Here is a 23,533-nt window from a genome sequence, read left to right as displayed (position 1 = left end):
CACCTGGGTCGGGCAGCGCACCGACCAGAAGACTTTCGCCAGGCCGTACGCACACATGGCGTACGGAACCGGCGAGACAGGACACAGAGAGCTCCCGTGCGGCGCCCGCGCCCCGGACGGCGGCACCGCGCATCGCGCGAGCCGCGGACGTCACCGGATCTGCGGCGCCCGGGAGCCTGACGGGAGATCCACCCGCATGCTCGAGCCGACCGAACCCACTGAGGGTTCCGAGAACAGCACCCCCAGCGACACCCTGCCGCCGCGGCGACGCCGTCGCGCAGCCTCCCGCCCCGCCGGACCGCCCTCGGCGACCGCCGAGGCCGCGAGCGCGGCCGAGACCACGGCGCCGGCCATACCGGCCGTGAGCTCCGCCGATCTCGCGACGGCGGAGCCGGAGGAGACCGAAGAGGCGGTTGTGACCGCCGAGACGGTAGCCACCGAGGAGACGGCAGCAGCCTCGACTGCCACCACAGAGCCCGCCGCGCCCGCCGCGGAGGAGGTCGAAGCCGAAGCGGCCGAACCCGCCCCGCGTACGCGCCGTCGGGCCACTCGTCGTGCATCCGCTCCCGCCGGTGCGCCGCAGGCCGCCGAGGCGGCGGAGACCACCGTGGCCGCCGAGGCCGCTGTGACCACCGCGTCCGACGAGGCCCCCGTGACCGAGACCGTCGCGGCCGCCCCGGCCGTGGAGACGGCGCCCGAGACGCCCGCTGAGCCGGTGACCGCGGAGCCCGTGGCAGAAGAGGCCGAAGCCGCCCCGCGTACACGCCGGCGTGCGACCCGTCGTGCGTCCGCCCCCGCGGGTGCGCCGCAGGCGGCTGACACTGAGGCGCCGGTGACCATCGAGGCCGGCGAGGCCGCCGAGCCCGTCGCCGCCCAGGACACGACCGCCGCCCCGGCCGCCGAAGAGGCGCCGGCCGCCGAGACCGTCGAGGCCGTCGAGACCGAGGACGCCGCTCCTCGCCGTACGCGCCGTCGGGCCACGCGCCGTGCCACCGCGCCCGCCGGAGCGCCGCAGGCGGAGACCGAGGCACCCGCGGAAGCGACCGCCGAGGCCGCCGCCGAGCCCACCCGCCGCGCCACCCCGCCGAAGGCGGAGCGTGCCGAGACCCCCACCGCGACCGAGCCCACCGAGGCCGTTGTCCGCGACGAGCGCAGGGAGGCCCCCGTGGCCGCTGCCAAGAACGACCGGGCCGCCGAGGCCGAGACCCCCACCGAGGCCGAGGACGCCGCCCCGCGCCGCACCCGGCGCCGTGCCACGCGCAAGGCGGCCGGAGGCTTCGCAGCGCCCGCGCCGCAGAAGACCGGCAAGTCGGAGGAGGAGCCCGCGCAGCGCCCCGCGCGACCCGCCGTCGCCGTGTTCCAGCCGCCCGTGTTCACCGAGCCGATGTTCCAGACGCCGGAGCGCGCCGCGGCCGCCGCCGCTGCCGAGGCCGCCGAGGAGCCCGAAGACGTCGTGGAGCCGGTCCAGGAGGCCGCCCCCGTCGTCGAGGAGGAGACCGCAGGACCGCGCCGGCGCCGCCGCAGGAAGGCCGAGGAGCCCGCCGCCCCCGTGGCGGAGGCCCCCGAGGCCGAGGAGTCCGCCGACGAGGAGTCCGCCGAGGACGCCGTCGAGGGCGAGGAGACGGAGGAGACGGAGGAGACCGGCTCGCGCCGTCGCCGCCGTCGCGGTGGCCGCCGCCGTCGCCGGGGCGAGTCCGCCGAGGCCGAGGGCGACGAGTTCGCCGCCGAGCAGGCCGAACAGGCTGCCCAGGACGCCGAGGACACCGCCGAGCAGGCCGAAGAGGACGCCGCGGACGCGGAGGACGAGCGTGAGGAGTCCGGCGGCTCCAGCAGCAGCCGTCGCCGTCGCCGCCGTCGTCGTCGTGCCGGTGACGCGTCCACCGAGGCCGAGCCCAGCGAGAACGACCCCGAGCGCACGGTCGTCAAGGTCCGTGAGCCGCGGAAGAAGGACGAGCGCGTCGGCGACGGCACGGACGAGGTGCAGTCCATCAAGGGCTCGACCCGTCTGGAAGCCAAGAAGCAGCGCCGCCGCGAGGGGCGCGAGCAGGGCCGTCGCCGCGTTCCGATCATCACCGAGGCCGAGTTCCTGGCCCGCCGTGAGGCCGTCGAGCGCGTGATGGTCGTCCGCCAGAGCGGCGAGCGCACCCAGATCGGCGTCCTGGAAGACAACGTGCTCGTGGAGCACTACGTCAACAAGGAGCAGGCGACCTCGTACGTCGGCAACGTCTACCTGGGCAAGGTCCAGAACGTGCTGCCGTCGATGGAGGCCGCCTTCATCGACATCGGCAAGGGCCGCAACGCGGTGCTCTACGCCGGTGAGGTCAACTTCGAGGCGCTGGGCATGGCCAACGGCCCCCGCCGCATCGAGAGCGCGCTGAAGTCCGGCCAGTCGGTCCTCGTGCAGGTCACCAAGGACCCGATCGGCCACAAGGGCGCCCGCCTGACCAGCCAGGTCTCGCTGCCCGGCCGCTATCTGGTCTACGTGCCCGAGGGCTCGATGACCGGCATCAGCCGCAAGCTGCCCGACACCGAGCGCGCCCGCCTGAAGACCATCCTCAAGAAGATCGTCCCCGAGGACGCGGGCGTCATCGTGCGCACCGCCGCCGAGGGCGCGAGCGAGGACGAGCTGCGCCGCGACGTCGAGCGGCTCCAGGCGCAGTGGGAGGACATCCAGAAGAAGGCGAAGAACGGCAACGCCCCGACGCTGCTGTACGGCGAGCCGGACATGACCGTCCGCGTCGTCCGCGACATCTTCAACGAGGACTTCTCCAAGGTCATCGTCAGCGGTGACGAGGCGTGGGAGACGATCCACGGGTACGTCGCCCATGTCGCCCCCGATCTGGCCGACCGCCTGTCCCGGTGGACCTCCGAGGTCGACGTCTTCGCGACGTACCGGATCGACGAGCAGCTCGCCAAGGCGCTCGACCGCAAGGTCTGGCTGCCGAGCGGCGGTTCGCTGGTGATCGACAAGACCGAAGCGATGATCGTGATCGACGTCAACACCGGCAAGTTCACCGGTCAGGGCGGCAACCTCGAGGAGACGGTCACCAGGAACAACCTGGAGGCGGCCGAGGAGATCGTGCGCCAGCTGCGGCTGCGCGACCTCGGCGGCATCGTCGTCATCGACTTCATCGACATGGTCCTGGAGTCCAACCGCGACCTGGTGCTGCGGCGCCTGCTGGAGTGCCTGGGACGCGACCGTACGAAGCACCAGGTGGCCGAGGTCACCTCGCTGGGCCTCGTCCAGATGACCCGCAAGCGGGTCGGCCAGGGCCTGCTCGAGTCGTTCTCGGAGACCTGCGTCCACTGCAACGGCCGTGGCGTGATCGTGCACATGGAGCAGCCGACCTCCGTCGGAGGCGGCGGCAAGCGCAAGAAGCGCGGCCGTGGCGGCGCCGAGCAGGCTCCTGAGCCGGAGCACGCGCACGAGCCGGAGACGATCGAGCCGCTCGAGGTCGAGACGGCGGCCGAGGTCGCGGCGGAGGTCGCCGAGCCGGTGGCGCTGGCCGAGCCCGAGTTCGTACCCGACGAGGAGCTGTACAGCAGTGCCGCCGAGGCGGAGGCCGCGGCCACCCGTGGCCGTTCGCGGCGTCGTGCGAGCAGGCGTGCGTCGGCCCCGGCGGGTGCGCCGAGGGCCGAGACCCGCAGGCCCGAGCGCCGGACCGAGGCGCCGACCGCCCAGAGCGTGACGGCGGAGGACGAGGTCGCGCGCCCCGTGCAGCCCGAGTCGGCCGCCGTGGCGCAGGCCGAGCCCGCGGCCGCCGAGGACCCGGTGGTCGAGGCCCCGGCTGTCGACGAGGCCGCGCCCAAGGGCCGTACGCGCCGTCGGGCGACCCGCAAGGTCTCCGCGCCGGCCGGTTCGCCCAAGTCGGCGGAGGAGGCCGTGGTGACCGTCACGGAGCCGGTCGCCGCACCCGCCGAGCCCAAGGCGGAGCCGGTCGCCGAGGCCGAGCCCGAGCCCGTGACGGAGAGCGCCGCCCCGGCCCGTCCGCGCCGCCGTGCGGTCCGTAAGGCCACCGCGCCCACCGCGCCCGCGGAGACGGCCGTCGTGGTCGTCCCGTCGACGCCGGCGGAGACTCCGGCGGAGGCTGCCGAAGCGCCCGCCGAGGCTCCCGCGGAGGCGTCCGGCGAGGAGGCTGCGCCGGCCAAGAAGACGGCCCGTAAGACGGCCAAGAAGGCGACGGCGAAGAAGGCCGCCGCGAAGAAGACGACGACGGCCAAGAAGACGGCCGCCAAGAAGACCGCGGCCAAGAAGACGGCGAAGACCGCCAAGACGGCCGCGAAGTCGACGTCGAAGAAGACCGCGGCGGCGCAGCAGACGTCGTCCACCGTCACGGCCTCCACCGACGAGGGCTGACACTCCGCTCGACCCCAGACGCCCCCTGACCTGCGGCACGACCGCCGGTCAGGGGGCGTCGGCGTACCCGGACGACCCTCGACATGCCCGAACTGTCATGGGGTCCGCCCGCTTTGGCATGCCCTGACATAGCTTCAGAAGCATCACGGACATCACATTCACCCCCCGCCTCTTGGAACGCGATCACCTTCCTGTAAAACTCAAGCAGTCATAGGCATGAACACACGGGTGCGCGTTGGGGAGACGGTCACTCGTGTCAGGGGAGGGGATCTCATGGCGCGCGTGCGCCTGAAGGGCACTGGGCGGCACCGTGCCGTGAAGCCGGTCAAGGGCGGGCGGCAGGCCGTAGCGCTGGCCACGGTGCTGTCCGCGGCGGGTGTCCAGCTCGCCACGTCGGCGGGTACGGCGGATGCCGTGGACAACCCGACGTGGACCGAGGGGCCGATCTTCAACGACCCGCTCAGCACCGACTCCAGCCAGCAGACCGTGATCCGTACGCGGCTGATAGAGCTGACGAACGCCGCGCTGCCCGACTCCACGATCAAGGTCGCGGTCTACCACATCTGGGAGGCCGGCGTCGTCAACGCGCTCGTCGCCGCCAAGAACCGCGGCGTGAACGTGCAGGTGCTGCTCGACGAGTCCAGCATCAGCGACCGCCCGACCAACACCGCGTACGGCACGCTGGCCTCGGGACTCGGCACGGACCGTACGCAGGGCTCGTACGTGGCGACCTGCCCGGAGAACAAGTCGTGCCTCGGCGACCCGAAGTTCGGGCAGTCGATCATGCACAACAAGTTCTGGCTGTTCTCCGCGGTCAAGGGCGCCACCAACGTGGTCGTCGAGACCACCTCGAACTCGACGCCGTCCGCGCACACCCGCTTCTTCAACGACGCGCTGCTGCTGCCGAACAACCCGACGATGTACGACGCGTACGCGGACTACTTCGACACGATGGTCGCGCAGGACTGGGAGTCCTGGAACTACCGCACGGTGAGCAACGGCCTCTACAAGGCGTACTTCTTCCCGCGGGCCGGCAACACCCGGGCCACCGACACGGTGTACTCGATACTCAACAACGTCACCTGCAAGTACACGGACACCGCGGGCGTCACGCAGTCGACCAAGGTCCGGGTGGCGATCTTCAAGATCACGCGGATGGCCATCGCGGAGAAGCTGGTCTCGCTGAAGAAGGCGGGCTGCTCCGTGAGCATCGTCTACGCGGAGTCGGACAGCGCCAAGAGCACCGGCGGCACCGCGGGCACGTGGGAGAAGCTGCACACCACCGGCGGCCCGACCGTGCGCTGCTACAACGACGAACGGGACCCGCTGAACCCCGGCCAGAAGCTCTCGGTGCCGTACATCATCCACTCCAAGTACATCCTCGTCGACGGCATGTACGACGGCGTGAAGAACAAGGTCAGCTTCACCGGTTCCGGGAACTACACGGGCCCGGCGCTGCGCGAGAACGACGAGTCGATCGTGAAGGTCGACGACGACGCGGTGCACGACATGTACCGGGTCCACTTCGACCGGGTGACCAAGGTCGCCTACCCGGGCACCGCGGACGCCACCGACCTGTGCAAGGGCGTGAAGCCGCTGCCCGCGGACGGTGAGAAACCGACCGTGTGACGGTGAGCGGTCGGCCGTGCGGGGCCCGGGCGCGAGCTGCCCCGGGCCCGGTTTGACCCCCAGGTCGGGGCCCCGTAACCTTGACCCTCGGCGTGTCCATAGACATGCCGCATTCCCGTAAACCTCTTCCTCCCGGTGCCTCGCGCCCCGGGAGAGGCCGCCTGCTTCAGTCGGCGGCTGGACTGCGGGGATTCCGATTTCGAGCGAAAGAGAGATCCGCGTGTACGCCATCGTGCGCAGCGGTGGTCGCCAGCACAAGGTTGCTGTCGGCGACATCGTTGAGGTTGACAAGATTTCCACTGCCAAGGTCGGCGACACGGTCGAGCTCTCGACGCTGCTCGTTGTCGACGGTGACGCCGTCACCAGCGACCCGTGGGTGCTTGCCGGCATCAAGGTCCAGGCCGAGGTCGTGGACCACCACAAGGGCGCGAAGATCGACATCCTTCGCTACAAGAACAAGACCGGCTACCGCCGTCGTCAGGGCCACCGCCAGCAGTACACGGCGATCAAGGTCACTGAGATCCCCGCGGCTGCGAAGTAAGGGACTGAGGAGAGATGGCACACAAGAAGGGCGCATCGTCCACCCGGAACGGTCGCGACTCCAATGCTCAGCGGCTCGGCGTGAAGCGCTTCGGCGGTCAGGTCGTCAACGCCGGTGAGATCCTGGTCCGCCAGCGCGGCACCCACTTCCACCCCGGCGCGAGCGTCGGCCGTGGCAAGGACGACACGCTGTTCGCCCTGGCCGCCGGTGCGGTGGAGTTCGGTACTCACCGTGGCCGCAAGGTCGTGAACATCGTTCCGGTCGCCTGACCGGATCTTTCGCGAGGCGGACCTCACTTCCCGTACGGGAAGCGGGTCCGCCTTTCGCGTGTTTCAACTGAGCAGAGAATTCTGCGTAGAGATTTCCGTACGTAACTGGAGGCACATCCCATGACCACCTTCGTGGACCGCGTCGAGCTGCATGTCGCCGCGGGTAGCGGAGGTCACGGCTGTGCCTCCGTCCACCGGGAGAAGTTCAAGCCGCTCGGCGGCCCGGACGGCGGCAACGGCGGCCGTGGCGGTGACGTGATCCTGATCGTCGACCAGTCCGTCACCACGCTCCTCGACTACCACCACTCCCCGCACCGCAAGGCCACCAACGGCAAGCCCGGCGAGGGCGGCAACCGGTCCGGCAAGGACGGCCAGGACCTGATCCTGCCGGTCCCCGACGGCACGGTCGTCATGGACAAGGCGGGCAACGTGCTCGCGGACCTGGTCGGGCACGGCACGTCGTACGTCGCCGCCCAGGGCGGCCGTGGCGGCCTCGGCAACGCGGCGCTGGCCTCGGCCCGCCGCAAGGCGCCCGGCTTCGCGCTGCTGGGCGTTCCCGGTGACCTCCAGGACATCGTCCTGGAGCTGAAGACGGTCGCGGACGTGGCGCTGGTCGGCTACCCGAGTGCGGGCAAGTCGTCGCTGATCTCGGTTCTCTCGGCCGCGAAGCCGAAGATCGCGGACTACCCCTTCACCACGCTGGTCCCGAACCTGGGCGTGGTGACGGCGGGCTCGACGGTCTACACGATCGCGGACGTGCCGGGACTGATCCCGGGCGCCAGCCAGGGCAAGGGCCTGGGCCTGGAGTTCCTGCGCCACGTGGAGCGCTGCGAGGTGCTGGTCCACGTCCTCGACACGGCGACCCTCGAATCGGACCGTGACCCGGTCTCCGACCTCGACATGATCGAGGAGGAGCTGAAGCAGTACGGCGGCCTCGGCAACCGGCCGCGTCTCGTCGTCCTCAACAAGATCGACGTACCGGACGGCAAGGACCTGGCCGAGATGGTCCGCCCGGACCTGGAGGCGCGCGGCTACCAGGTCTTCGAGGTCTCGGCGGTGGCCCACACGGGCCTCAAGGAGCTCTCCTTCGCCCTCGCCGGCCTGGTCGCGAAGGCGCGTGCGGCGAAGCCGAAGGAAGAGGCCACCCGCATCGTCATCCGCCCGAAGGCGGTCGACGACGCCGGCTTCACGGTGGTCCAGGAGGAGGACGGCCTCTTCCGCGTGCGTGGCGAGAAGCCCGAGCGCTGGGTCCGCCAGACCGACTTCAGCAACGACGAGGCTGTCGGCTACCTCGCCGACCGCCTCAACCGCCTCGGCGTGGAGGACTCGCTGATGAAGGCGGGCGCCCGCGCGGGCGACGGCGTCGCCATCGGCCCCGAGGAGAACGCGGTCGTCTTCGACTGGGAGCCCACGGTCATGGCCGGTGCGGAAATGCTCGGCCGCCGCGGTGAGGACCACCGGCTGGAGGAGCCGCGGCCGGCCGTCCAGCGTCGGCGCGAGAAGCAGGCGGAGCGGGACGAGGCGGACAAGGAGTTCGACGACTTCGACCCGTTCTAGGGCGCCTGTGCCCATGAGGTGGCTGGGGCCGCGCCCCGTCAGGGGCGCGGGGAACTGCGCGACAAACCCCCACACACCCGCAGCCGACCACGTACCCCATGGATCACGCAGAACGAGGGCCCCGGAGAATCTCCGGGGCCCTCGTTCTGCGCTCGCTCACGCGGCAGCGGCTACGCGTTGACGGAGTCCTCCGCCCCGCTCGACTCCTCCGCGGCCTCCTCGGCCGCATCCTCCGCCGCGGACCGCGGCGAGGGGATCTCCGCGGCGAGCCGCGACTCCATGCGCACGCGCCGCTCGTCGGCCTTGGTGCACAGGGCGTCGATCGCCGCGTTGAAGCGGGCCAGCGACGGCGGGTCGGAGGGGCCGAGCAGGTGCTCCTTGAGCTCGGCGCGGGCCGCCGTGAAGTGGTCCTTCTCCGGGTGGCGGACCGACTCCAGGAGCGCCGGTACGCCCTCGGCCTTGGGCGTGAGGATGGCGCCCGCGGACACGGTCGGGAAGCCGGTGCGGAAGGCCGCCTCGGACATCCCCGAGGTGTTGGCGACCGCGTACGGCTTCTCGCTGGACAGCCAGTCGGAGACGACCGACGACACATCGCTGATCAGCAGGTCGGCCTGGTTGAAGCAGGCGAAGATGGCCGGCCGCGCGTCCGTGATGATCTGGTGCTCCCACTCCGGGAAGGACGACCAGTACGCCTTCTCCCAGGCCAGCGTGGCCTCGACGATGGCGGCCTCGCGGTCACCCTTCGGCGCGCCCTGGAGCAGCATCCGCTCCATCTCGTCGGCGCTCTCCCGGAAGTCGGTGGACGTCAGCTTGTCCAACTCGGCCGTACGACGCGCCAGTTCGGCGGCGGCAGCGGCGTCGGGACGCGCGCCCGACCGCTTGGTGTTGGCCTCGCGGATCATCGCCTTGATGCGCTCGTTCGCGGCGCCCGCGCGCGGGTCGACGGAACCGGTCATCGGGTGCGGCTTGTAGAGGAGCCGTACGCCCTCGTCGGCGAGCAGCCGCCGCACGATGTTCTCGCCTGCCAGCACCACCGACGTGTTGCCGGGGTTGCCGTCCCAGCCCTCCCAGGTGGGGGCGTACAGCACGGTCGTGTACGGGCCCGTGGGCGCGCCCGAGAAGGGGCGGATCGGCGCGAGCTGCGGGCGGCCGACCTCCACGATGTCCTTGTCCTCGACGCCGACCTCGGCCAGTGCGTAGCGCTCGCGGGCCGCGGGACCGGCCACCCACACCTCGTCGTACGCCTTCGCGTACGGGTTGCAGGAGGACAGCTTGTCGCTCTCGCCGTGGTTGATGAAGGCGTGCTTGATCGTGGGGATGCGCAGGACCTGCGAGGTCTTCGCGGCGTTGGCCGGGTGCAGCATCATCTTCAGCGTCGAGTTCTCCAGCGAGAACATCGTCGACACCTTCGGGAAGCAGATGACCGGCACGTCCGTGGCGTCGATCTTCTGCACCATGAAGCGCTCACGCAGCACGATCAGCGGCTTGGCGTCGACCGAGGAGAGCGTGGAGAGCCACATGTTCGCCTGGTAGGCGGAGGTCGTACCGCCCGAGAAGTACATGGCCACGGTCGGCTTGTAGCCGGCCAGCCACTTGTCCAGCCAGTCCATGACCTTCTGCTCGCTCTTGGCGCGCTTCTTCGGCAGCAGCCAGGTGCCGAGGTAGGCCGTGCCGCCGCCCATCAGGGCGATGGCCAGGGCGAGGCCGATCCCGCCCCAGTACGCGTCCGTGGTGGCCGCGGTGACCACCAGGCCGACCGTGGTCGGGATCGAGAAGGTGAGCAGGCGGTGGCCCGGGCGGCGGGCCAGGACCCGCGGCGGCGCGGCGGTCAGGCGCAGCGCGGACGCGTCGATGTTCCGGGTGACGATCGGCAGCGTACGGGTGCGGCGGACCATGACCGCGGCGGCCTGGCACGCGAAGTGCAGGGCGTAGAAGACGCACAGGGCGATCAGCAGCGGCGCCTGCTCGCGCATCGGGTTGATGCCGTCGATCCGCAGGAGCCCCACCAGGATCAGCATGTCGCGCAGCAGCTGCCGGACCGTGACGTCGAAGCGGACCTTGCTCAGCAGTGAGAGCAGTCCGGGATCCCGGTACTGCAGATACACGTCTAGGGCGAGGCCCGCCGCGCTCGCGGCGATGAACACCGGGACGTTCGGCAGCAGAGCGGAGACGATCTGGGCCGTGAAGAGCGCGAACATCGAGAGCAGCGCGGACAGCTGCACGATGCGGCGGGGGGCGAGTCCGGCGGAGGGCACGGAATGGACTCCTGCGAGGGATGCGGCGGATGGGGGGATACGTGGGAGGTCGGGCCTCGACGTACCGCCGTGAGGCTCGTACGAGAGAGGCCGATCCCTGACCGTATGACTTCGGCGGGCCGCCTAGCAATCTTGCGGGAGAGCTATCGCCGGATTTCCGGTTAAAACGACTGGAACCTGTGAGGAGTTTCTTCCATCTTCATCACACGGCCCTCTTGCCGTTCCCCGGCCGGCGCCCGCATCGTCCGCCACTCGAAACGCGGCGGCGTCCGCCACCCGCTGTCACGTAGATTGCACAGACCGGGCTGGTCGGAACATTGGGGTACAGAGTGTCAGCGGCAGTGCAGGCGGCGAGGCAGGATGTGGCGGAAGCCCGCAGGATCGTCGTCAAGGTGGGTTCCTCGTCCCTGACCACCGCGTCCGGAGGCCTCGACGCCGACCGCGTGGACGCCCTCGTGGACGTACTAGCCAAGACCCGCAGCGGCGGCGAGAAGGAGATCGTCCTCGTCTCGTCCGGCGCCATCGCCGCCGGCCTCGCCCCGCTGGGCCTGCGCCGCCGCCCCAAGGACCTCGCCCGCCAGCAGGCCGCCGCCAGCGTCGGCCAGGGCCTCCTGGTCGCCCGCTACGCCGCCTCCTGCGCCCGCTACGGCGTCCGGGTCGGCCAGGTCCTGCTCACCTCCGACGACATGAGCCGCCGCGCCCACCACCGCAACGCCTCCCGCACCCTCGACAAGCTCCTCGCGATGGGCGCCCTGCCGGTCGTCAACGAGAACGACACCGTTGCCACGGACGAGATCCGCTTCGGCGACAACGACCGCCTCGCCGCGCTCGTCGCCCATCTCGTACGCGCCGACCTGCTGGTCCTCCTCTCCGACGTGGACGGTGTGTACGACGGCGACCCCAGCAGGCCCGGTACGTCGCGGATAGCGGAAGTACGCACTCCGGCTGACCTCGCACACGTCGACATCGGCAGTGCGGGCAAGGCGGGCGTCGGCACCGGCGGCATGGTCACCAAGGTCGAGGCGGCCCGGATCGCGGCCGCGGCCGGCATCCCGGTGGTGCTGACCAGCGCGGTCCACGCCGCGGACGCCCTCGCGGGACGGGACACCGGCACGTACTTCCACGCCACCGGCCGCCGCTCCGCCGACCGGCTGCTGTGGCTCCAGCACGCGTCGACCCCGCAGGGCGCCCTCACGCTCGACGACGGGGCCGTGCGCGCGGTCGTCGAACGGCGTACGTCCCTGCTGCCGGCCGGCATCGCGGGCGTCGAGGGCGACTTCGTGGCGGGCGACCCCGTCGAACTGCGCGACAGCGCGGGGCGCGCGGTGGCCCGGGGGCTGGTCAACTTCGACGCCAAGGAGATCCCGCAGCTGATCGGCCGCTCCACGCGGGAGCTGGCCAGGGAGCTGGGTCCCGCGTACGAACGCGAAGTCGTACACAGGGACGATCTGGTGCTGCTGCACCCGTAAACGGCCGAAAGGACGGCCCTCCCCGGTGGACGTTCAGTAAAACGGTCACACGAAGCCTTCCCACCTGCTCAACTTTGTTTCAGGGAGACCCCCTCGGTCCGAGCGACCCATTGCGTAAAGGAGGCCGTCGTGAGACGAGTGCGCCCTGGGGCGGCGGCGTCCCGCGGTGGTGCCGGCTCCCGAGCGGCCGGCGAGGAGCGGGCCCTCACCAGCGTCGCGGCCGGCGACACGTACGAGGCGGAGGAGCCGCGCGACCTGCCGCGGCTGTGGCACGTCACGCTGAGCGTCTCGGGCGACGAGGCCCCGCTGAAGGAGGTCAGGCGCGGTCTCGAACAGCTCGCCCACGACCACCCCTTTCTGCTGACCAGCCGGTACGCCAACGACCACGCGGAGATCCGTTACTGGGAGGAGGCCCGCGACCTGCACGACGCGGCGGCGGTCGCGCTGCGCCTGTGGGGCGAGCACCGCCAGACCTCGAAGCTGCCGCCCTGGGAGATCGTCGGCCTGGAGGTCATCGACCGCGAGACCTACCACCAGCGGATCTCGGAGGGGTACGGACCGCTGCCGGCCACCCCCGTCGGCGTGCACCCGTTCTAGCTACCTCGGGGTACACGCTTTCTACGGGCATTCAGGACCCGTCTCGCGGTGTGGGACAACGGCTGAACACCTTTCGCGGGCGCACTACCCTGCGGGATATGACCACGCTCTCGCCGTACGACTCGATGTCCCCGGTCACCCAGGCCGCCTACCGTGCCAAGGGCGCCGCCGCCGACCTCGCCCCGCTGCCGCGGGCCGAGAAGGACGACGCGCTGCTCGCGATCGCGGACGCGCTGGAGGTCCGTACGAGCGAGATCGTCGAGGCCAACGCCAAGGACATCGAGCGGGCCCGTGAGGCCGGCACCAGCGAGTCCATCATCGACAGGCTCACGCTCACGCCCGAGCGGATCCGCGCGATCGCCTCCGACGTACGCGACGTGGTGGCGCTGCCCGACCCGGTCGGCGAGGTCGTCCGCGGCTCGACCCTCCCGAACGGCATCGACCTGCGCCAGGTCCGCGTCCCGCTCGGCGTCGTCGGGATCATCTACGAGGCCCGCCCGAACGTGACGGTCGACGCGGCCGCCCTGTGCCTGAAGGCGGGCAACGCGGTGCTGCTGCGCGGCTCCTCCTCGGCGTACGAGTCCAACACCGCCCTCGTACGGGTTCTGCGCGACGCGGTCGGCGGCTCGGGCCTGCCCGCCGACGCCGTACAGCTCGTACCGGGCGAGAGCCGGGAGTCCGTACGGGAGCTGATGCGCGCCCGCGGCCTCGTCGACGTGCTCATTCCGCGCGGCGGCGCCTCCCTGATCCGCACGGTCGTCCAGGAGTCCATCGTCCCGGTCATCGAGACCGGCACCGGCAACTGCCACGTGTACGTGGACGCGAACGCCGACCTCGACATGGCGATCGACATCCTGATCAACTCCAAGGCGCAGCGGCCCAGCGTCTGCAACGCCGCCGAGACGCTCCTGGTGCACCAGGACATCGCCGCCGAGTTCCTGCCGCGCGCCCTCGACGCCCTCGCGGACGCCGGGGTCACCGTGCACGCCGACGAGCGCGTCCTCGCGTTCTCCAAGGACTCCAAGGCCACCGTCGTCGAGGCCACGACCGAGGACTGGGACACCGAGTACCTGTCGTACGACATCGCCGCCGCCGTCGTCGACTCGCTCGACAAGGCCGTCGCCCACATCCGGCTGTGGAGCTCGGGGCACACCGAGGCGATCGTCACCACCTCGCAGCAGGCGGCCCGCCGCTTCACCCAGTTGGTGGATTCGACGACGGTCGCCGTCAACGCGTCCACGCGCTTCACGGACGGCGGCCAGTTCGGCTTCGGCGCCGAGATCGGAATCTCCACGCAGAAGCTGCACGCGCGGGGGCCGATGGGGCTGCCGGAGCTGACGAGCACGAAGTACATCGTCACGGGCGACGGACACGTCCGGCGCTGAACGGGATCGGCGAGGGGCTTCTCGCGGTGCCTTTGGGACGCCCCTCAAAAAGAGTCTCGCCAGGCGGATGAATTTCCTTACCGTCTGCCCAAATTGACCACCCCGGTCTACTCTGGATCCGTGCCGGAGGACGTGGGGGGCACGCCGTTCCCTGACGGCTGGGAGCCCGACGACGACCGCGACCGCGGGGGTGCGGACGAAGAGTTCGCCTCCGTGGTCTTCGACGAGGCCTTCGTACGGGCGGCGACGGTTCACGAGCCGACCGCCGTCGAGCGCCTCCTGGCCGCCGCTCAGGCGAGAGCGGAGGCCTCCGAGGCCGAGGCGCGCCGGGCGCACCCCCGGGGCGTACGCGGCGACGACGAGCTCTACGAAGACGGGTTCGGCCCCGACGGCCGCGGTGATTTCGGTCATGATCCCGATCTGGACGACCTCGACGACCGCGACATCCTCCACGGCGGCTACGGCAACCCGGGCACGTACGGGAAGCAGACCCGCTGGCACCGCCCCGTCGCCTGGATGCTCGCCCTTGTGATGGGCATCGGCATGGTCGCGCTCGCCTTCACGGCGGTCTACCGCGGCGCCTCCTCGGGCAGCCGGGACCAGGTACCGCCGCCCGCCTCCACCGGACTCGAACAGGGCGGCGGAATCGGCCCCTCCGCCTCCGCCGACTATTCACAGCCGGCCGTCTCGGCGGAGCCGCGCACTCCGTGAGGGTTCTGTGCGTCTCGTTCTGTGCGTCTCTGCGAGACCGGGCCCGGGACAGGTTTGAAAACGCTCCTCCGCAGCCCGCGGGGCCGGCCCGGGATCTTCTACGGGGCAGGCCCGGGACCTGGTGGCGACCCTGGTGAGAACCTGTCAGAACTTGTCGTGTACCAGGGCGTTTACCTGAGGTCCCTGAGACCTACTCTGAAAGTATGGGCGGACCTGGAGACCCACCTGAGGGGACACCCGAGGGTGCTCCCGGTGGTGGCGAGGACGAGTACCGATCCGTCGTCTTCGACGAGTCGTTCGTCAGGGCTGCCCGCCTCCAGGAGTTCTCCGCGCAGGAGCGGATCGCCGACCACGCCCCGGCCGTCCGCCGCCGCCCGCCGCTGCGCCGGGGCCTGTCGCGGCAGGCGCTGATCCTCGTCCTGCTGATCGCCGTGGCCTTCGGCACCGCGATCTACATGGGCGTACGCCACCCGTACCAGACGCCCGCCGAGAAGCACCCCGAGCCGCTGCGGATGACCGTGATCCCGCTCGCGCCGCAGAGCGCCGTGCCCGGCACCGCCGACGTCGAGGCGCTGTACGCGCACAGCCCGGCCGGCCAGTTCCGCATCGGCGCCGACGGCATCACCCTGCCCGCCTCCCGGCGCACCGCGCACTTCTCCGACAGCCAGGTCGTCACCGCCCTGACCACGGCCAAGGACTACCTCGTCGAGTCCTCGCTCGACCCGGACGTGCTCACCGGCGGCGCCACCCGGTCCGTGCGGATACTGCTCGACCCGCAGCAGCTCGACCAGTTCGACCAGAGCTTCGAGAGCCCGTCCGCGGACGGGCGGCACGCGCCCACCGGCTGGCTGGTCCGCTTCGACCCGAACCAGGCCGAGCTGGCAGACCGCAAGATCCGGGTGCAGGGCACGCTGACGGCCGCCGAGACCGACTCCGACACCCTCGAGGTCAGCGCCGACCACACCTTCGTCTACGCGCTGCGGCCGACCGGCTCGGACGAGAAGGCCAGGGCCTCGCTGTTCACCGTGCGGCGCGAGCTGCACTTCCGGTTCGACCGCGACGATCTGCGCATGCACCAGACCGAGCTGGTCGTCTCGTACGTCCAGGCCGGGCCGCTGGCCTGCGCCGAGGACGCGACGAACCATCTGCGTCCGCTGCTCGCGGGCGAGACGGCCAAGGTGGGCGGCCCGGCCGGCACCGACCCGTACGCGACGGGCAGTGCCACGGCGCTGTGCGGGTCGCTGGCGGCCAGTGCCCAGCCCAGGCTCTAGCTGTCTCTGTCTCTACTGTCTGTCTCTGCAGCCTGTGCTGTCTGTGACGAAGTCCGGCTGGTCCAGCTGTCCGTGATCAGTTTCCAGGCCTGATCAGCCGGCTCCGTCGGGGCTCCTTGTCTCAGCTGCTTCCGTCAGCTGCTTCCGTTGGGGCTCTCGTCGTCCGGGCGGTCGGTGGGCGGCTGGTCCTTGGGGGAGCCGCCGCCGGTCGCGAAGCCGCCGAAGCCGCGCCGCACCCGGCCGCCGAGGTCGCCCGCGCCGCCCGCGATGTCGCTGACCAGCTTCATCAGCGGGTCCTTGGAGCTCTTCACATCGCTGGCGTAACTGGACGCCGACTGCCGGAAGGAGTCCGTGACCGAGGTGTCCCGGTCCTCGTCCCGGCGCGGGTAGTGGCCGTCCATGATCCGCTGGTAGTCGCGGGACTCGGCCCACTTCTTCAGCTCGGCCGCCCGGACCGTGGTGAAGGGGTGGGAGCGGGGCATCACGTTCAGGATCTTGAGCACGGAGTCGCGGAGGTCGCCCCCGGCCTCGTACTCCTCGGCCTGGGCGAGGAACGCGTCCACGTTCATCTCGTGCAGGTGGTTGCCGCCCGCGATCTTCATCAGGCCGCGCATGGAGGCCTGCAGGTCCTGGCCGACCAGGAGGCCCGCCCGGTCCGCGGAGAGCTCCGACTTGCGGAACCACTCGCGCAGGGCCGTCACGATCGCCATGATCGCGAGGTTGCCGAGCGGGATCCAGGCCACCCGGAGGGCGAGGCTGGTCAGGAAGAGCAGGATCGTGCGGTAGACGGAGTGGCCGGACAGCGCGTGGCCCACCTCGTGGCCGACGACCGCCCGCATCTCCTCCTCGTCGAGCAGCTCCACGAGGCCGGTGGTGACGACGATGATGGGCTCGTCGAGGCCGATGCACATCGCGTTCGGCTGCGGGTCCTGGTTGACGTACATCGGCGGGACCTTCTCCAGGTCCAGGATGTAGCAGGCGTCGCGCAGCATGTCGTTCAGGTGCGCGAACTGGGCGTCCGAGACGCGCACCGAGTCCGACAGGAACAGCAGCCTGAGACTGCGCTCCGGGAGCAGGCCGCTGAGCGCCTTGAAGACCGTGTCGAAGCCGCTGAGCTTGCGCAGGGCGACCAGGGCCGAGCGGTCCGCCGGGTGTTCGTACGCCCGGGAGGAGATCCCCTCGAAGCGCCGGCGCTGCCTGCTCGGTACGTTCTCGTGGCTGTCTTCTGGCATGTGGTCCCCCATGCGTTTGATTGCCTTCTGTGCCCCCAAGGCGGGGTCCAGCCTAGGCGGAGATACCGTGGACGGGCAGTACAGCGAAGGAGTCGTACGTCATGGAGCACCTTCCCGGAACCTGGCTCACCGAGGCCGCGAGCGCCGCCGAGCAGCAAGGGGCGGGGAATCTCCTCCGTGTCGTGCTGATCGTGATGGTCGTGGGCTGTGTACTGACCGCCTGGTTCTTGCTGCGCGGCTACAAGCGGGACGACTGAGACCCGGCGGAAGGTTCCCGACAGCGGAGTCGGAGTGATGCCGGCTTCGGCCCCCGCATACGATGTGCGGAAGTCTTTATCCCGCCCACACCGGATAGGTTCTGCCGAAGATGAGCTTCCACAGCACCGCTGCCCAGTTGGTCACACTTGCCGCCGAGGGCGAGGAGCACGGCGGCAACCACGAGAGCCTCAGCCCCTACCTGACCGGCGGCGGAGCCCTGTTCGTCCTCCTGCTGCTGCTGTGGATCACGACCCGCTTCAACCGGGACCGCTGACGCCCGCGCGACAGGGCCCGCCGTCCGGGCCGGTAGGGTCTGCACGCATGGGAGAGCAGGACATGCCTACCGGTCCGACGGGCGGCACGGCGCACGGCGCACGGCGTGGTCCCGGAAACGGCCCGTCGAATCCGGGCAAGCGCCGCCTCGGCGTCATGGGCGGAACGTTCGACCCGATCCACCACGGGCACCTCGTGGCGGCCAGTGAGGTCGCCGCGCAGTTCCACCTCGACGAGGTGGTGTTCGTGCCCACCGGACAGCCGTGGCAGAAGACCGACCGCAAGGTCTCCGCGGCCGAGGACCGCTATCTGATGACGGTCATCGCGACCGCCGAGAACCCGCAGTTCTCCGTGAGCCGCATCGACATCGACCGCGGCGGCCCGACCTACACCACGGACACGCTGCGCGATCTGCGCGCGCTCAACCCGGACACGGACCTCTTCTTCATCACCGGCGCCGACGCGCTCGGCCAGATCCTCACCTGGCGCGATGCCGAAGAGCTGTTCTCCCTCGCGCACTTCATCGGGGTCACCAGGCCCGGCCACATACTGGCCGACCCCGGCCTGCCGGAGGGCGGTGTCTCGCTCGTCGAGGTTCCCGCGCTCGCCATCTCGTCCACGGACTGCCGTGCCCGAGTCGCGAACGGCGACCCGGTCTGGTATCTGGTGCCGGACGGTGTGGTGCGCTACATCGACAAGCGAGAGCTGTACCGCGGCGAGTGAGCCGAGAGGGGCACCGGTGAACGACCGATACGACGCTGGGTACGGGGGCGACCAGTACGAGCTCGTCGGCTACGACGAGTTCGGGCAGCCTGTGTACCGGCAGGTACCGCCGCCGGGGCAGCCACCGCGACAACCTCCGCAGCAACAGGAGTACGGCTCGTACGACCCCTACGGGGGCCAGGCGCAGGGGCAGCAGGGGTACGGGTACGACCCGTACGCGACCGGCCAGCAGGCGCCCATGTCGTCGTATGACACCGACCAGCAGCAACCTGTGGCGTCCTATGACACGGCTCAACAGCAGCCCGCCTCCTCGTACGACCCGTACGGCAGGGGGAGTTCGGGCGGGGCTCCGACCGCGTACGACGCGTACGGGCAGGCCGCGAGCACGGGCCGGCAGCAGCCTCAGGCCGCCGGGCAGACCGCCTACATCCCGCAGCAGGCGAGGCCCGCGGAGACCGCGGAGCCGTCGTCGCGGACCGACGGGGACCGGACCGACACGGAGCAGGGAGCCCGGGAGGACCGGGACTACCGCACCGAGCAGTTCGCCTTCGTCGAGGAGCAGCCCGAGGACTCCGAAGACGTCATCGACTGGCTGAAGTTCACCGAGAACCGCACTGAGCGGCGCGAGGAGGCCAGGCGCCGGGCCCGCGGCCGTGTCGTCGCCCTGGTCGTGACGCTCGCGCTGGTCGCGGTCGGCGGCGTCGGCTACCTCTGGTACGCCGGGAAGCTCCCCGGGACCTCGTCCGACTCGAAGCCCGGCGCGACCACCGCCGCCGGGGCCCAGAAGCGCGACGTGATCATCGTCCATCTGCACAACACCAAGGGCGGCGGCACCTCGACGGCGCTGCTCGTCAACAACACCACCACCAAGCAGGGCACCACCGTCCTGCTGCCCAACTCCCTTGCCGTGACGGACGAGAACGGCACCACGACCACGCTCGCCAAGTCGGTCGACGACGACGGTTCCTCCGGGACGCGCGACGAGCTCGACACCGTGCTCGGGACGGACATCGAGGGTACCTGGCGCCTCGACACCCCGTACCTCAACAACCTCGTCGAACTCGTCGGCAACATCGACATCGACACCAACGCGAACGTGCCGGACCCGGACGCGAAGAAGAAGGGCGAGGCGCCCCTCGTCAACAAGGGCGACGACCAGACGCTGAGCGGCAAGATGGCCGTCGCGTACGCCACGTACCGCGCCTCCGGGGAGTCGCAGAACGCCCAGCTGGAGCGGTTCGGCCAGGTCATGCAGGGCGTGCTCCGCAAGCTCTCGTCGGACCCGCAGGCCGCGACGACCACCGTGCAGACGCTCGCGCAGATCCTCGACCCCTCGCTGACCGACAAGGACCTCGGCGCCTTCCTGTCCAAGCTCGCCGACCGCGCCAAGGTCGGCGACTACAAGACGGCGCTGCTGCCGGTCCAGACGGACGGCAGGCTCAGCGCGCAGGCCGGCGACAGCGTGGTCAAGGACGTCCTCGGCGGCACCGCGAAGAGCCCCGAGAAGGACGCGGCCGTCCAGGTCGGCATCCGCAACGCCACGGGCAACGAGGACGCCACCGAACAGGCCCGGGTCGTGCTGCTCAACGGCGGCTACACGTTCGTCGACGGCGGTAGGGCCGGTGCCGCGCAGTCCGTGTCCCAGATCACATACACCGACGCCGCGAAGAAGGAGGACGCGGTGGAGGTCGCCAAGACGCTGGGCCTGCCGACGAGTTCCGTGAAGAAGGGCAAGGTCACGTCGAACGCGGATGTGTCGGTGGTGCTGGGCCAGGACTACAAGGTGGGCGATTCGGCGGGCGGCTGACCGGGGGGCTTCAGAGGGCGCTCGGGGCTTGCGCGACCCGGCCCCCGGGCGCCCGGAGCGCAGGCGGGGGTTCAGAAACAGGCTCCTTAATCACGTGGGGTGCTGTCGGCGGTCCGTGAGACCCTTGGGGTAGGGCCTGTCCGGCGGATCAGGTCGGAAGAAAGTCATGGCGCCTGACAAGCACGGATGAGCGGGGTCCGGTGCGTGCGGCTGCAAGGCGGAGGAGGGCGTCGGCGCGCGAAGCGTCGGCAACCGACGTCAACGCCGCAGATGTGCGTGCCGGACCCCGCGTCTCCGGCATGATCCGCCGGACAGGCCCTACCCCTCCGGGGGACTCATGACCGCCTACGGAAAGCCTTGTAGTGACCGCCACTGACCGCTCTCACGAGCTCATCACCGCCGCCGCACAGGCGGCCGCCGACAAGCTCGCGCACGACATCATCGCGTACGACGTCAGCGACGTGCTGTCGATCACGGACGCCTTCCTGCTGGCCTCCGCGCCCAACGACCGCCAGGTCAAGTCGATCGTCGACGAGATCGAGGAGCGGCTGAGCAAGGAACTCGGCGCGAAGCCGGTGCGCCGCGAGGGCGACCGCGACGCCCGCTGGATCCTGCTCGACTACGTCGACATCGTGGTGCACGTCCAGCACAGCGAGGAGCGCGTGTTCTACGCGCTCGAGCGGCTCTGGAAGGACTGCCCCGAGCTCGACCTGCCCGCTGACGCCAAGGCCACGCGCGGCAAGGCCGCCGAGCACGCCAAGCTCCAGGACGCGGAGGACGCCGCCGAGCTGCGCGGAGAGCTGCGGTGACCGCCGGGGCGGAGGCGTCGGCCGGCGCTGGGGCCGGGGCCGGGAAGAGAGCGGGCCGGGGGCGTCGCGTCATTCTGTGGCGCCACGGCCAGACGGCGTGGAACGTGGAGCGCCGCTTCCAGGGCACCACGGACGTCGAGCTCACCGAGACCGGTGTGGGCCAGGCGCGCCGCGCGGCCCGGCTGCTCGCGTCCCTGAGGCCCGACGCGATCGTCGCCTCGGACCTGAAGCGGGCGGCGAACACCGCGGGTGAGCTGTCCGCGCTCACCGGCCTCGACGTGACGCACGACGAGGGCCTGCGCGAGACGTACGCGGGCGTCTGGCAGGGCCTGACGCACGAGGAGATCATCGCGCGGCACGGCGACGAGTACGCGGCGTGGAAGCGCGGCGAGCCGGTGCGCCGGGGCGGCGGTGAACTGGAGACCGAGGTCGCCGACCGCGCGGCCCCCGTGGTGCTCCGGCACGCCGAGAAACTCCCCGACGACGGCACGCTCGTGGTCGTCAGCCACGGCGGCACCATCCGCACCACCATCGGCCGCCTCCTCGGCCTGGAGTCCCAGCACTGGGAGAGCCTCGGCGGTCTGTCCAACTGCTGCTGGTCCGTCCTCGGCGAGGGCGCCCGCGGGTGGCGACTGCTGGAGCACAACGCGGGGACGCTGCCGGAGCCGGTACTGGGGGACGACGACTAGGGCCTGCGGCCGGGGCGCGGGTGCCCTTGCGCCGGCTCGGGCCGCCGAAGGTTGGGCCTCGGGCCCTGTTGGACGCGGACTTCTGGCCCGTTGGAAGCGGACTCGGGCGCGGGGGAGGGCGGATCTCGGGCGCGTCATGGGGCGGGCCTCGGGGCTGTCGCAGGGCAGATTTCAGTCCTGCTGGGGGCCAGTCCCGCTGGAGGCCTTCAGCCCTGCCGGACGTCAGCCCGCCGGAGGCTGGAGGGTCGGCTTCGGGCTTGCCGGAGGCCGGACCGCGAGCTTCGCCCGGGCACAGCGGCAGCGGCAGGTCGACTGGCTGCAGCAGCCCCGAGCGAGTCGCCGGGCAGAAGCCAAGCTGTGACGTCCAGACGGCCCTGTCAGCCACCCTGACGTGCAGGGCGCGAGCCACCCGAGCACGGCCCGGTGGCGCACCCGCACGGCCCGTCGGCGGCCCACGCGCAGGGGCCTTTCGGGCCTGTCGGCAGCTCACGCGCGCGGCTCGCGATGTCTTCGTCCAGCTCGCGGGAAGCCTCTGCACCGGATCTGCCGGGCGTCCCTCGCCCAGCCCCGAAGCGCCTCCCGTCCGGGCCCCTGTGCCTGCCGGGGTGGATTTCACTTTCCGGCTGGTCGCAGGCTAAAGTTCTTCTTGTTCCGCCGCCGGGAAGGTGGGCGGGACACCGCAAGGGGCTATAGCTCAGTTGGTAGAGCACCTGCATGGCATGCAGGGGGTCAGGAGTTCAAATCTCCTTAGCTCCACAGACCGATGATCCCGTTCCCATCAGGGGGCGGGATTTTTCGTTCCCCTCGCCGCCCTTGCCCCCGCCGCCTTCGAAGGTCCCGCAGCCGCGCGGCCCGCGCGCTCGTCTCCTCGTCGTCCGGCCGGTAGACCACGATCCGGCAGTCCGGCATGCCGTTGACCGACAGCGACACCGACGTCATCCGCAACTCACCCACCGCCACGTGCCGGAACGTCTTCACCCGCGGCCCCGGCGGTGCCACGTCCCCGCTCCGCCACAGCTCGGCGAAGTACGGACTGGCCTCCGACAGCCGGCGTATGAAGTCCTCCCACGCGGGCTCTCCGACATGTCTCCCGTACGCGGCCCGCAGCGTCGCCACCATCACCGGCAGCTCGCTCTCCCGGAACATCAGGGGACAGTCCCGCTCGTCCACCGTGAACAGCGACCACAACGCGTTACGCATCCCGCCTTCGTCGGTACCCGGCATCTCCGGCACGAAGAACAGGTCCCGGTACGTCGGATTGGTGGCCAGGATGTCGAACCGCGCGTTGTAGACCACCGCCGGCTGTGGTTCGAGGGCGTCGATGATCTCCTGGATCTCCGGGCCCACGGCCAGCGCGGTCGACTCGGGACCTGGCGTGTACGGCACCTCGGCCAGGTCGTACAAGTGCTCGCGCTCCGGCTGGTCCAGCCGCAGTGTGCGCGCCACGGCGTCCAGGACCTGAGGCGACGCGTTGATCGGCCGTCCCTGCTCCAGCCACGTGTACCAGGTGACACCGACCCCCGACAGCTGCGCGACCTCCTCGCGCCGCAGTCCGGGCGTGCGGCGGCGCAGACCGGGCGGCATCCCCACGTCGTCCGGTGTCACCCGCGCCCGCCTGCTCCGCAGGAAGGCCGCAAGCTCCGGCCGGCGCCGCTGTCTCGTGGCCATCGTCGTCACATCCCCCATCGTCGACCCCGGACC

Annotated in this window: 19 protein-coding genes and 1 tRNA gene; 17 read left to right on the top strand and 3 right to left on the bottom strand. The window is 70.9% G+C overall.

All coding sequences use genetic code 11. The features are described 5' to 3' along the window. Positions 1-196 precede the first annotated feature (196 nt). From GAS53_RS33760 to obgE, 5 genes are all read left to right on the top strand, one after another. Positions 197-4,357 (top strand): Rne/Rng family ribonuclease, encoded by a 4,161-nt coding sequence (locus GAS53_RS33760; RefSeq protein ID WP_151481558.1) that lies wholly within the window; start codon positions 197-199, stop codon positions 4,355-4,357. A gap of 273 nt (positions 4,358-4,630) precedes the next feature. Then, positions 4,631-5,986, top strand: a complete 1,356-nt coding sequence (locus GAS53_RS33755; RefSeq protein ID WP_151481557.1) for a phospholipase D-like domain-containing protein — start codon at positions 4,631-4,633, stop codon at positions 5,984-5,986. Positions 5,987-6,206: 220 nt separating this feature from the next. After that, on the top strand, positions 6,207-6,527 hold the full coding sequence (rplU, locus tag GAS53_RS33750; protein ID WP_028802589.1) for a 50S ribosomal protein L21: 321 nt from the start codon (positions 6,207-6,209) through the stop codon (positions 6,525-6,527). Positions 6,528-6,541: 14 nt separating this feature from the next. Continuing rightward, positions 6,542-6,796: a 50S ribosomal protein L27 gene (gene rpmA / locus GAS53_RS33745; RefSeq protein WP_006374707.1), complete on the top strand. Its 255-nt coding sequence runs from the start codon at positions 6,542-6,544 to the stop codon at positions 6,794-6,796. A 120-nt stretch (positions 6,797-6,916) separates the two neighbouring features. Continuing rightward, positions 6,917-8,353 (top strand): GTPase ObgE, encoded by a 1,437-nt coding sequence (gene obgE / locus GAS53_RS33740; RefSeq protein ID WP_151481556.1) that lies wholly within the window; start codon positions 6,917-6,919, stop codon positions 8,351-8,353. Positions 8,354-8,523: 170 nt separating this feature from the next. On the opposite strand, the gene GAS53_RS33735 is transcribed toward obgE, so the two are convergent. Then, positions 8,524-10,608: a hypothetical protein gene (locus tag GAS53_RS33735; RefSeq protein ID WP_151481555.1), complete on the bottom strand. Its 2,085-nt coding sequence runs from the start codon at positions 10,606-10,608 to the stop codon at positions 8,524-8,526. Between the two features lie 362 nt (positions 10,609-10,970). Between GAS53_RS33735 and proB the strand changes: the two genes are divergently transcribed. The 5 genes from proB (at position 10,971) to GAS53_RS33710 (ending at position 16,041) form a co-directional block, all read left to right on the top strand. Beyond that, positions 10,971-12,077 carry a glutamate 5-kinase gene (gene proB / locus GAS53_RS33730; protein ID WP_151481596.1) on the top strand — a complete coding sequence of 369 codons (1,107 nt, stop codon included), beginning with the start codon at positions 10,971-10,973 and terminating at the stop codon, positions 12,075-12,077. A gap of 138 nt (positions 12,078-12,215) precedes the next feature. Then, positions 12,216-12,674, top strand: coding sequence for a hypothetical protein (locus GAS53_RS33725; protein ID WP_151481595.1), 459 nt, complete (start codon positions 12,216-12,218; stop codon positions 12,672-12,674). Positions 12,675-12,772: 98 nt separating this feature from the next. Beyond that, complete coding sequence (locus GAS53_RS33720; protein ID WP_151481554.1) at positions 12,773-14,059, top strand: glutamate-5-semialdehyde dehydrogenase; 1,287 nt, start codon at positions 12,773-12,775, stop codon at positions 14,057-14,059. A gap of 120 nt (positions 14,060-14,179) precedes the next feature. After that, positions 14,180-14,770: an SCO2584 family spore wall biosynthesis protein gene (locus tag GAS53_RS33715; RefSeq protein WP_151481553.1), complete on the top strand. Its 591-nt coding sequence runs from the start codon at positions 14,180-14,182 to the stop codon at positions 14,768-14,770. A 203-nt stretch (positions 14,771-14,973) separates the two neighbouring features. Beyond that, positions 14,974-16,041 (top strand): SCO2583 family membrane protein, encoded by a 1,068-nt coding sequence (locus GAS53_RS33710; RefSeq protein WP_151481552.1) that lies wholly within the window; start codon positions 14,974-14,976, stop codon positions 16,039-16,041. 134 nt (positions 16,042-16,175) lie between these two features. Here the strand turns inward: GAS53_RS33710 and GAS53_RS33705 are convergent, their stop codons facing one another. Next, positions 16,176-17,273, bottom strand: a complete 1,098-nt coding sequence (locus tag GAS53_RS33705) for a M48 family metallopeptidase (RefSeq protein ID WP_404829363.1) — start codon at positions 17,271-17,273, stop codon at positions 16,176-16,178. 101 nt (positions 17,274-17,374) lie between these two features. Between GAS53_RS33705 and GAS53_RS33700 the strand changes: the two genes are divergently transcribed. From GAS53_RS33700 to GAS53_RS33675, 7 genes are all read left to right on the top strand, one after another. Next, entirely contained in the window at positions 17,375-17,530 is a 156-nt protein-coding gene (locus GAS53_RS33700) for a hypothetical protein (RefSeq protein WP_151481550.1), read from the top strand. A gap of 110 nt (positions 17,531-17,640) precedes the next feature. Further along, on the top strand, positions 17,641-17,805 hold the full coding sequence (locus GAS53_RS55450) for a hypothetical protein (protein ID WP_192583393.1): 165 nt from the start codon (positions 17,641-17,643) through the stop codon (positions 17,803-17,805). 47 nt (positions 17,806-17,852) lie between these two features. Continuing rightward, on the top strand, positions 17,853-18,527 hold the full coding sequence (gene nadD / locus GAS53_RS33695; RefSeq protein WP_151481549.1) for a nicotinate-nucleotide adenylyltransferase: 675 nt from the start codon (positions 17,853-17,855) through the stop codon (positions 18,525-18,527). Between the two features lie 16 nt (positions 18,528-18,543). After that, on the top strand, positions 18,544-20,334 hold the full coding sequence (locus tag GAS53_RS33690) for an LCP family protein (protein ID WP_151481548.1): 1,791 nt from the start codon (positions 18,544-18,546) through the stop codon (positions 20,332-20,334). A gap of 362 nt (positions 20,335-20,696) precedes the next feature. Further along, positions 20,697-21,143 carry a ribosome silencing factor gene (gene rsfS, locus GAS53_RS33685; RefSeq protein WP_151481547.1) on the top strand — a complete coding sequence of 149 codons (447 nt, stop codon included), beginning with the start codon at positions 20,697-20,699 and terminating at the stop codon, positions 21,141-21,143. After that, the gene (locus GAS53_RS33680) at positions 21,140-21,832 is read left to right on the top strand and encodes a histidine phosphatase family protein (protein WP_151481546.1); all 693 of its coding nucleotides are present in this window, start codon (positions 21,140-21,142) and stop codon (positions 21,830-21,832) included. The genes rsfS and GAS53_RS33680 overlap by 4 nt, the downstream gene beginning before the upstream one ends. Positions 21,833-22,515: 683 nt before the next feature. After that, positions 22,516-22,588: transfer RNA gene (locus tag GAS53_RS33675), tRNA-Ala, on the top strand. On the opposite strand, the gene GAS53_RS33670 is transcribed toward GAS53_RS33675, so the two are convergent. After that, positions 22,580-23,500 (bottom strand): helix-turn-helix transcriptional regulator, encoded by a 921-nt coding sequence (locus tag GAS53_RS33670; RefSeq protein ID WP_151481545.1) that lies wholly within the window; start codon positions 23,498-23,500, stop codon positions 22,580-22,582. The two genes, GAS53_RS33675 and GAS53_RS33670, sit on opposite strands and share 9 nt — an antisense overlap. Positions 23,501-23,533: the final 33 nt, after the last annotated feature.

The sequence above is a fragment of the Streptomyces albicerus genome, from assembly GCF_008905045.1.
In the GTDB taxonomy this organism is placed as follows: domain Bacteria; phylum Actinomycetota; class Actinomycetes; order Streptomycetales; family Streptomycetaceae; genus Streptomyces; species Streptomyces albicerus.
Note: the sequence above shows the minus strand (reverse complement) of the source record. Positions and strands in the feature narration are given on the sequence as shown.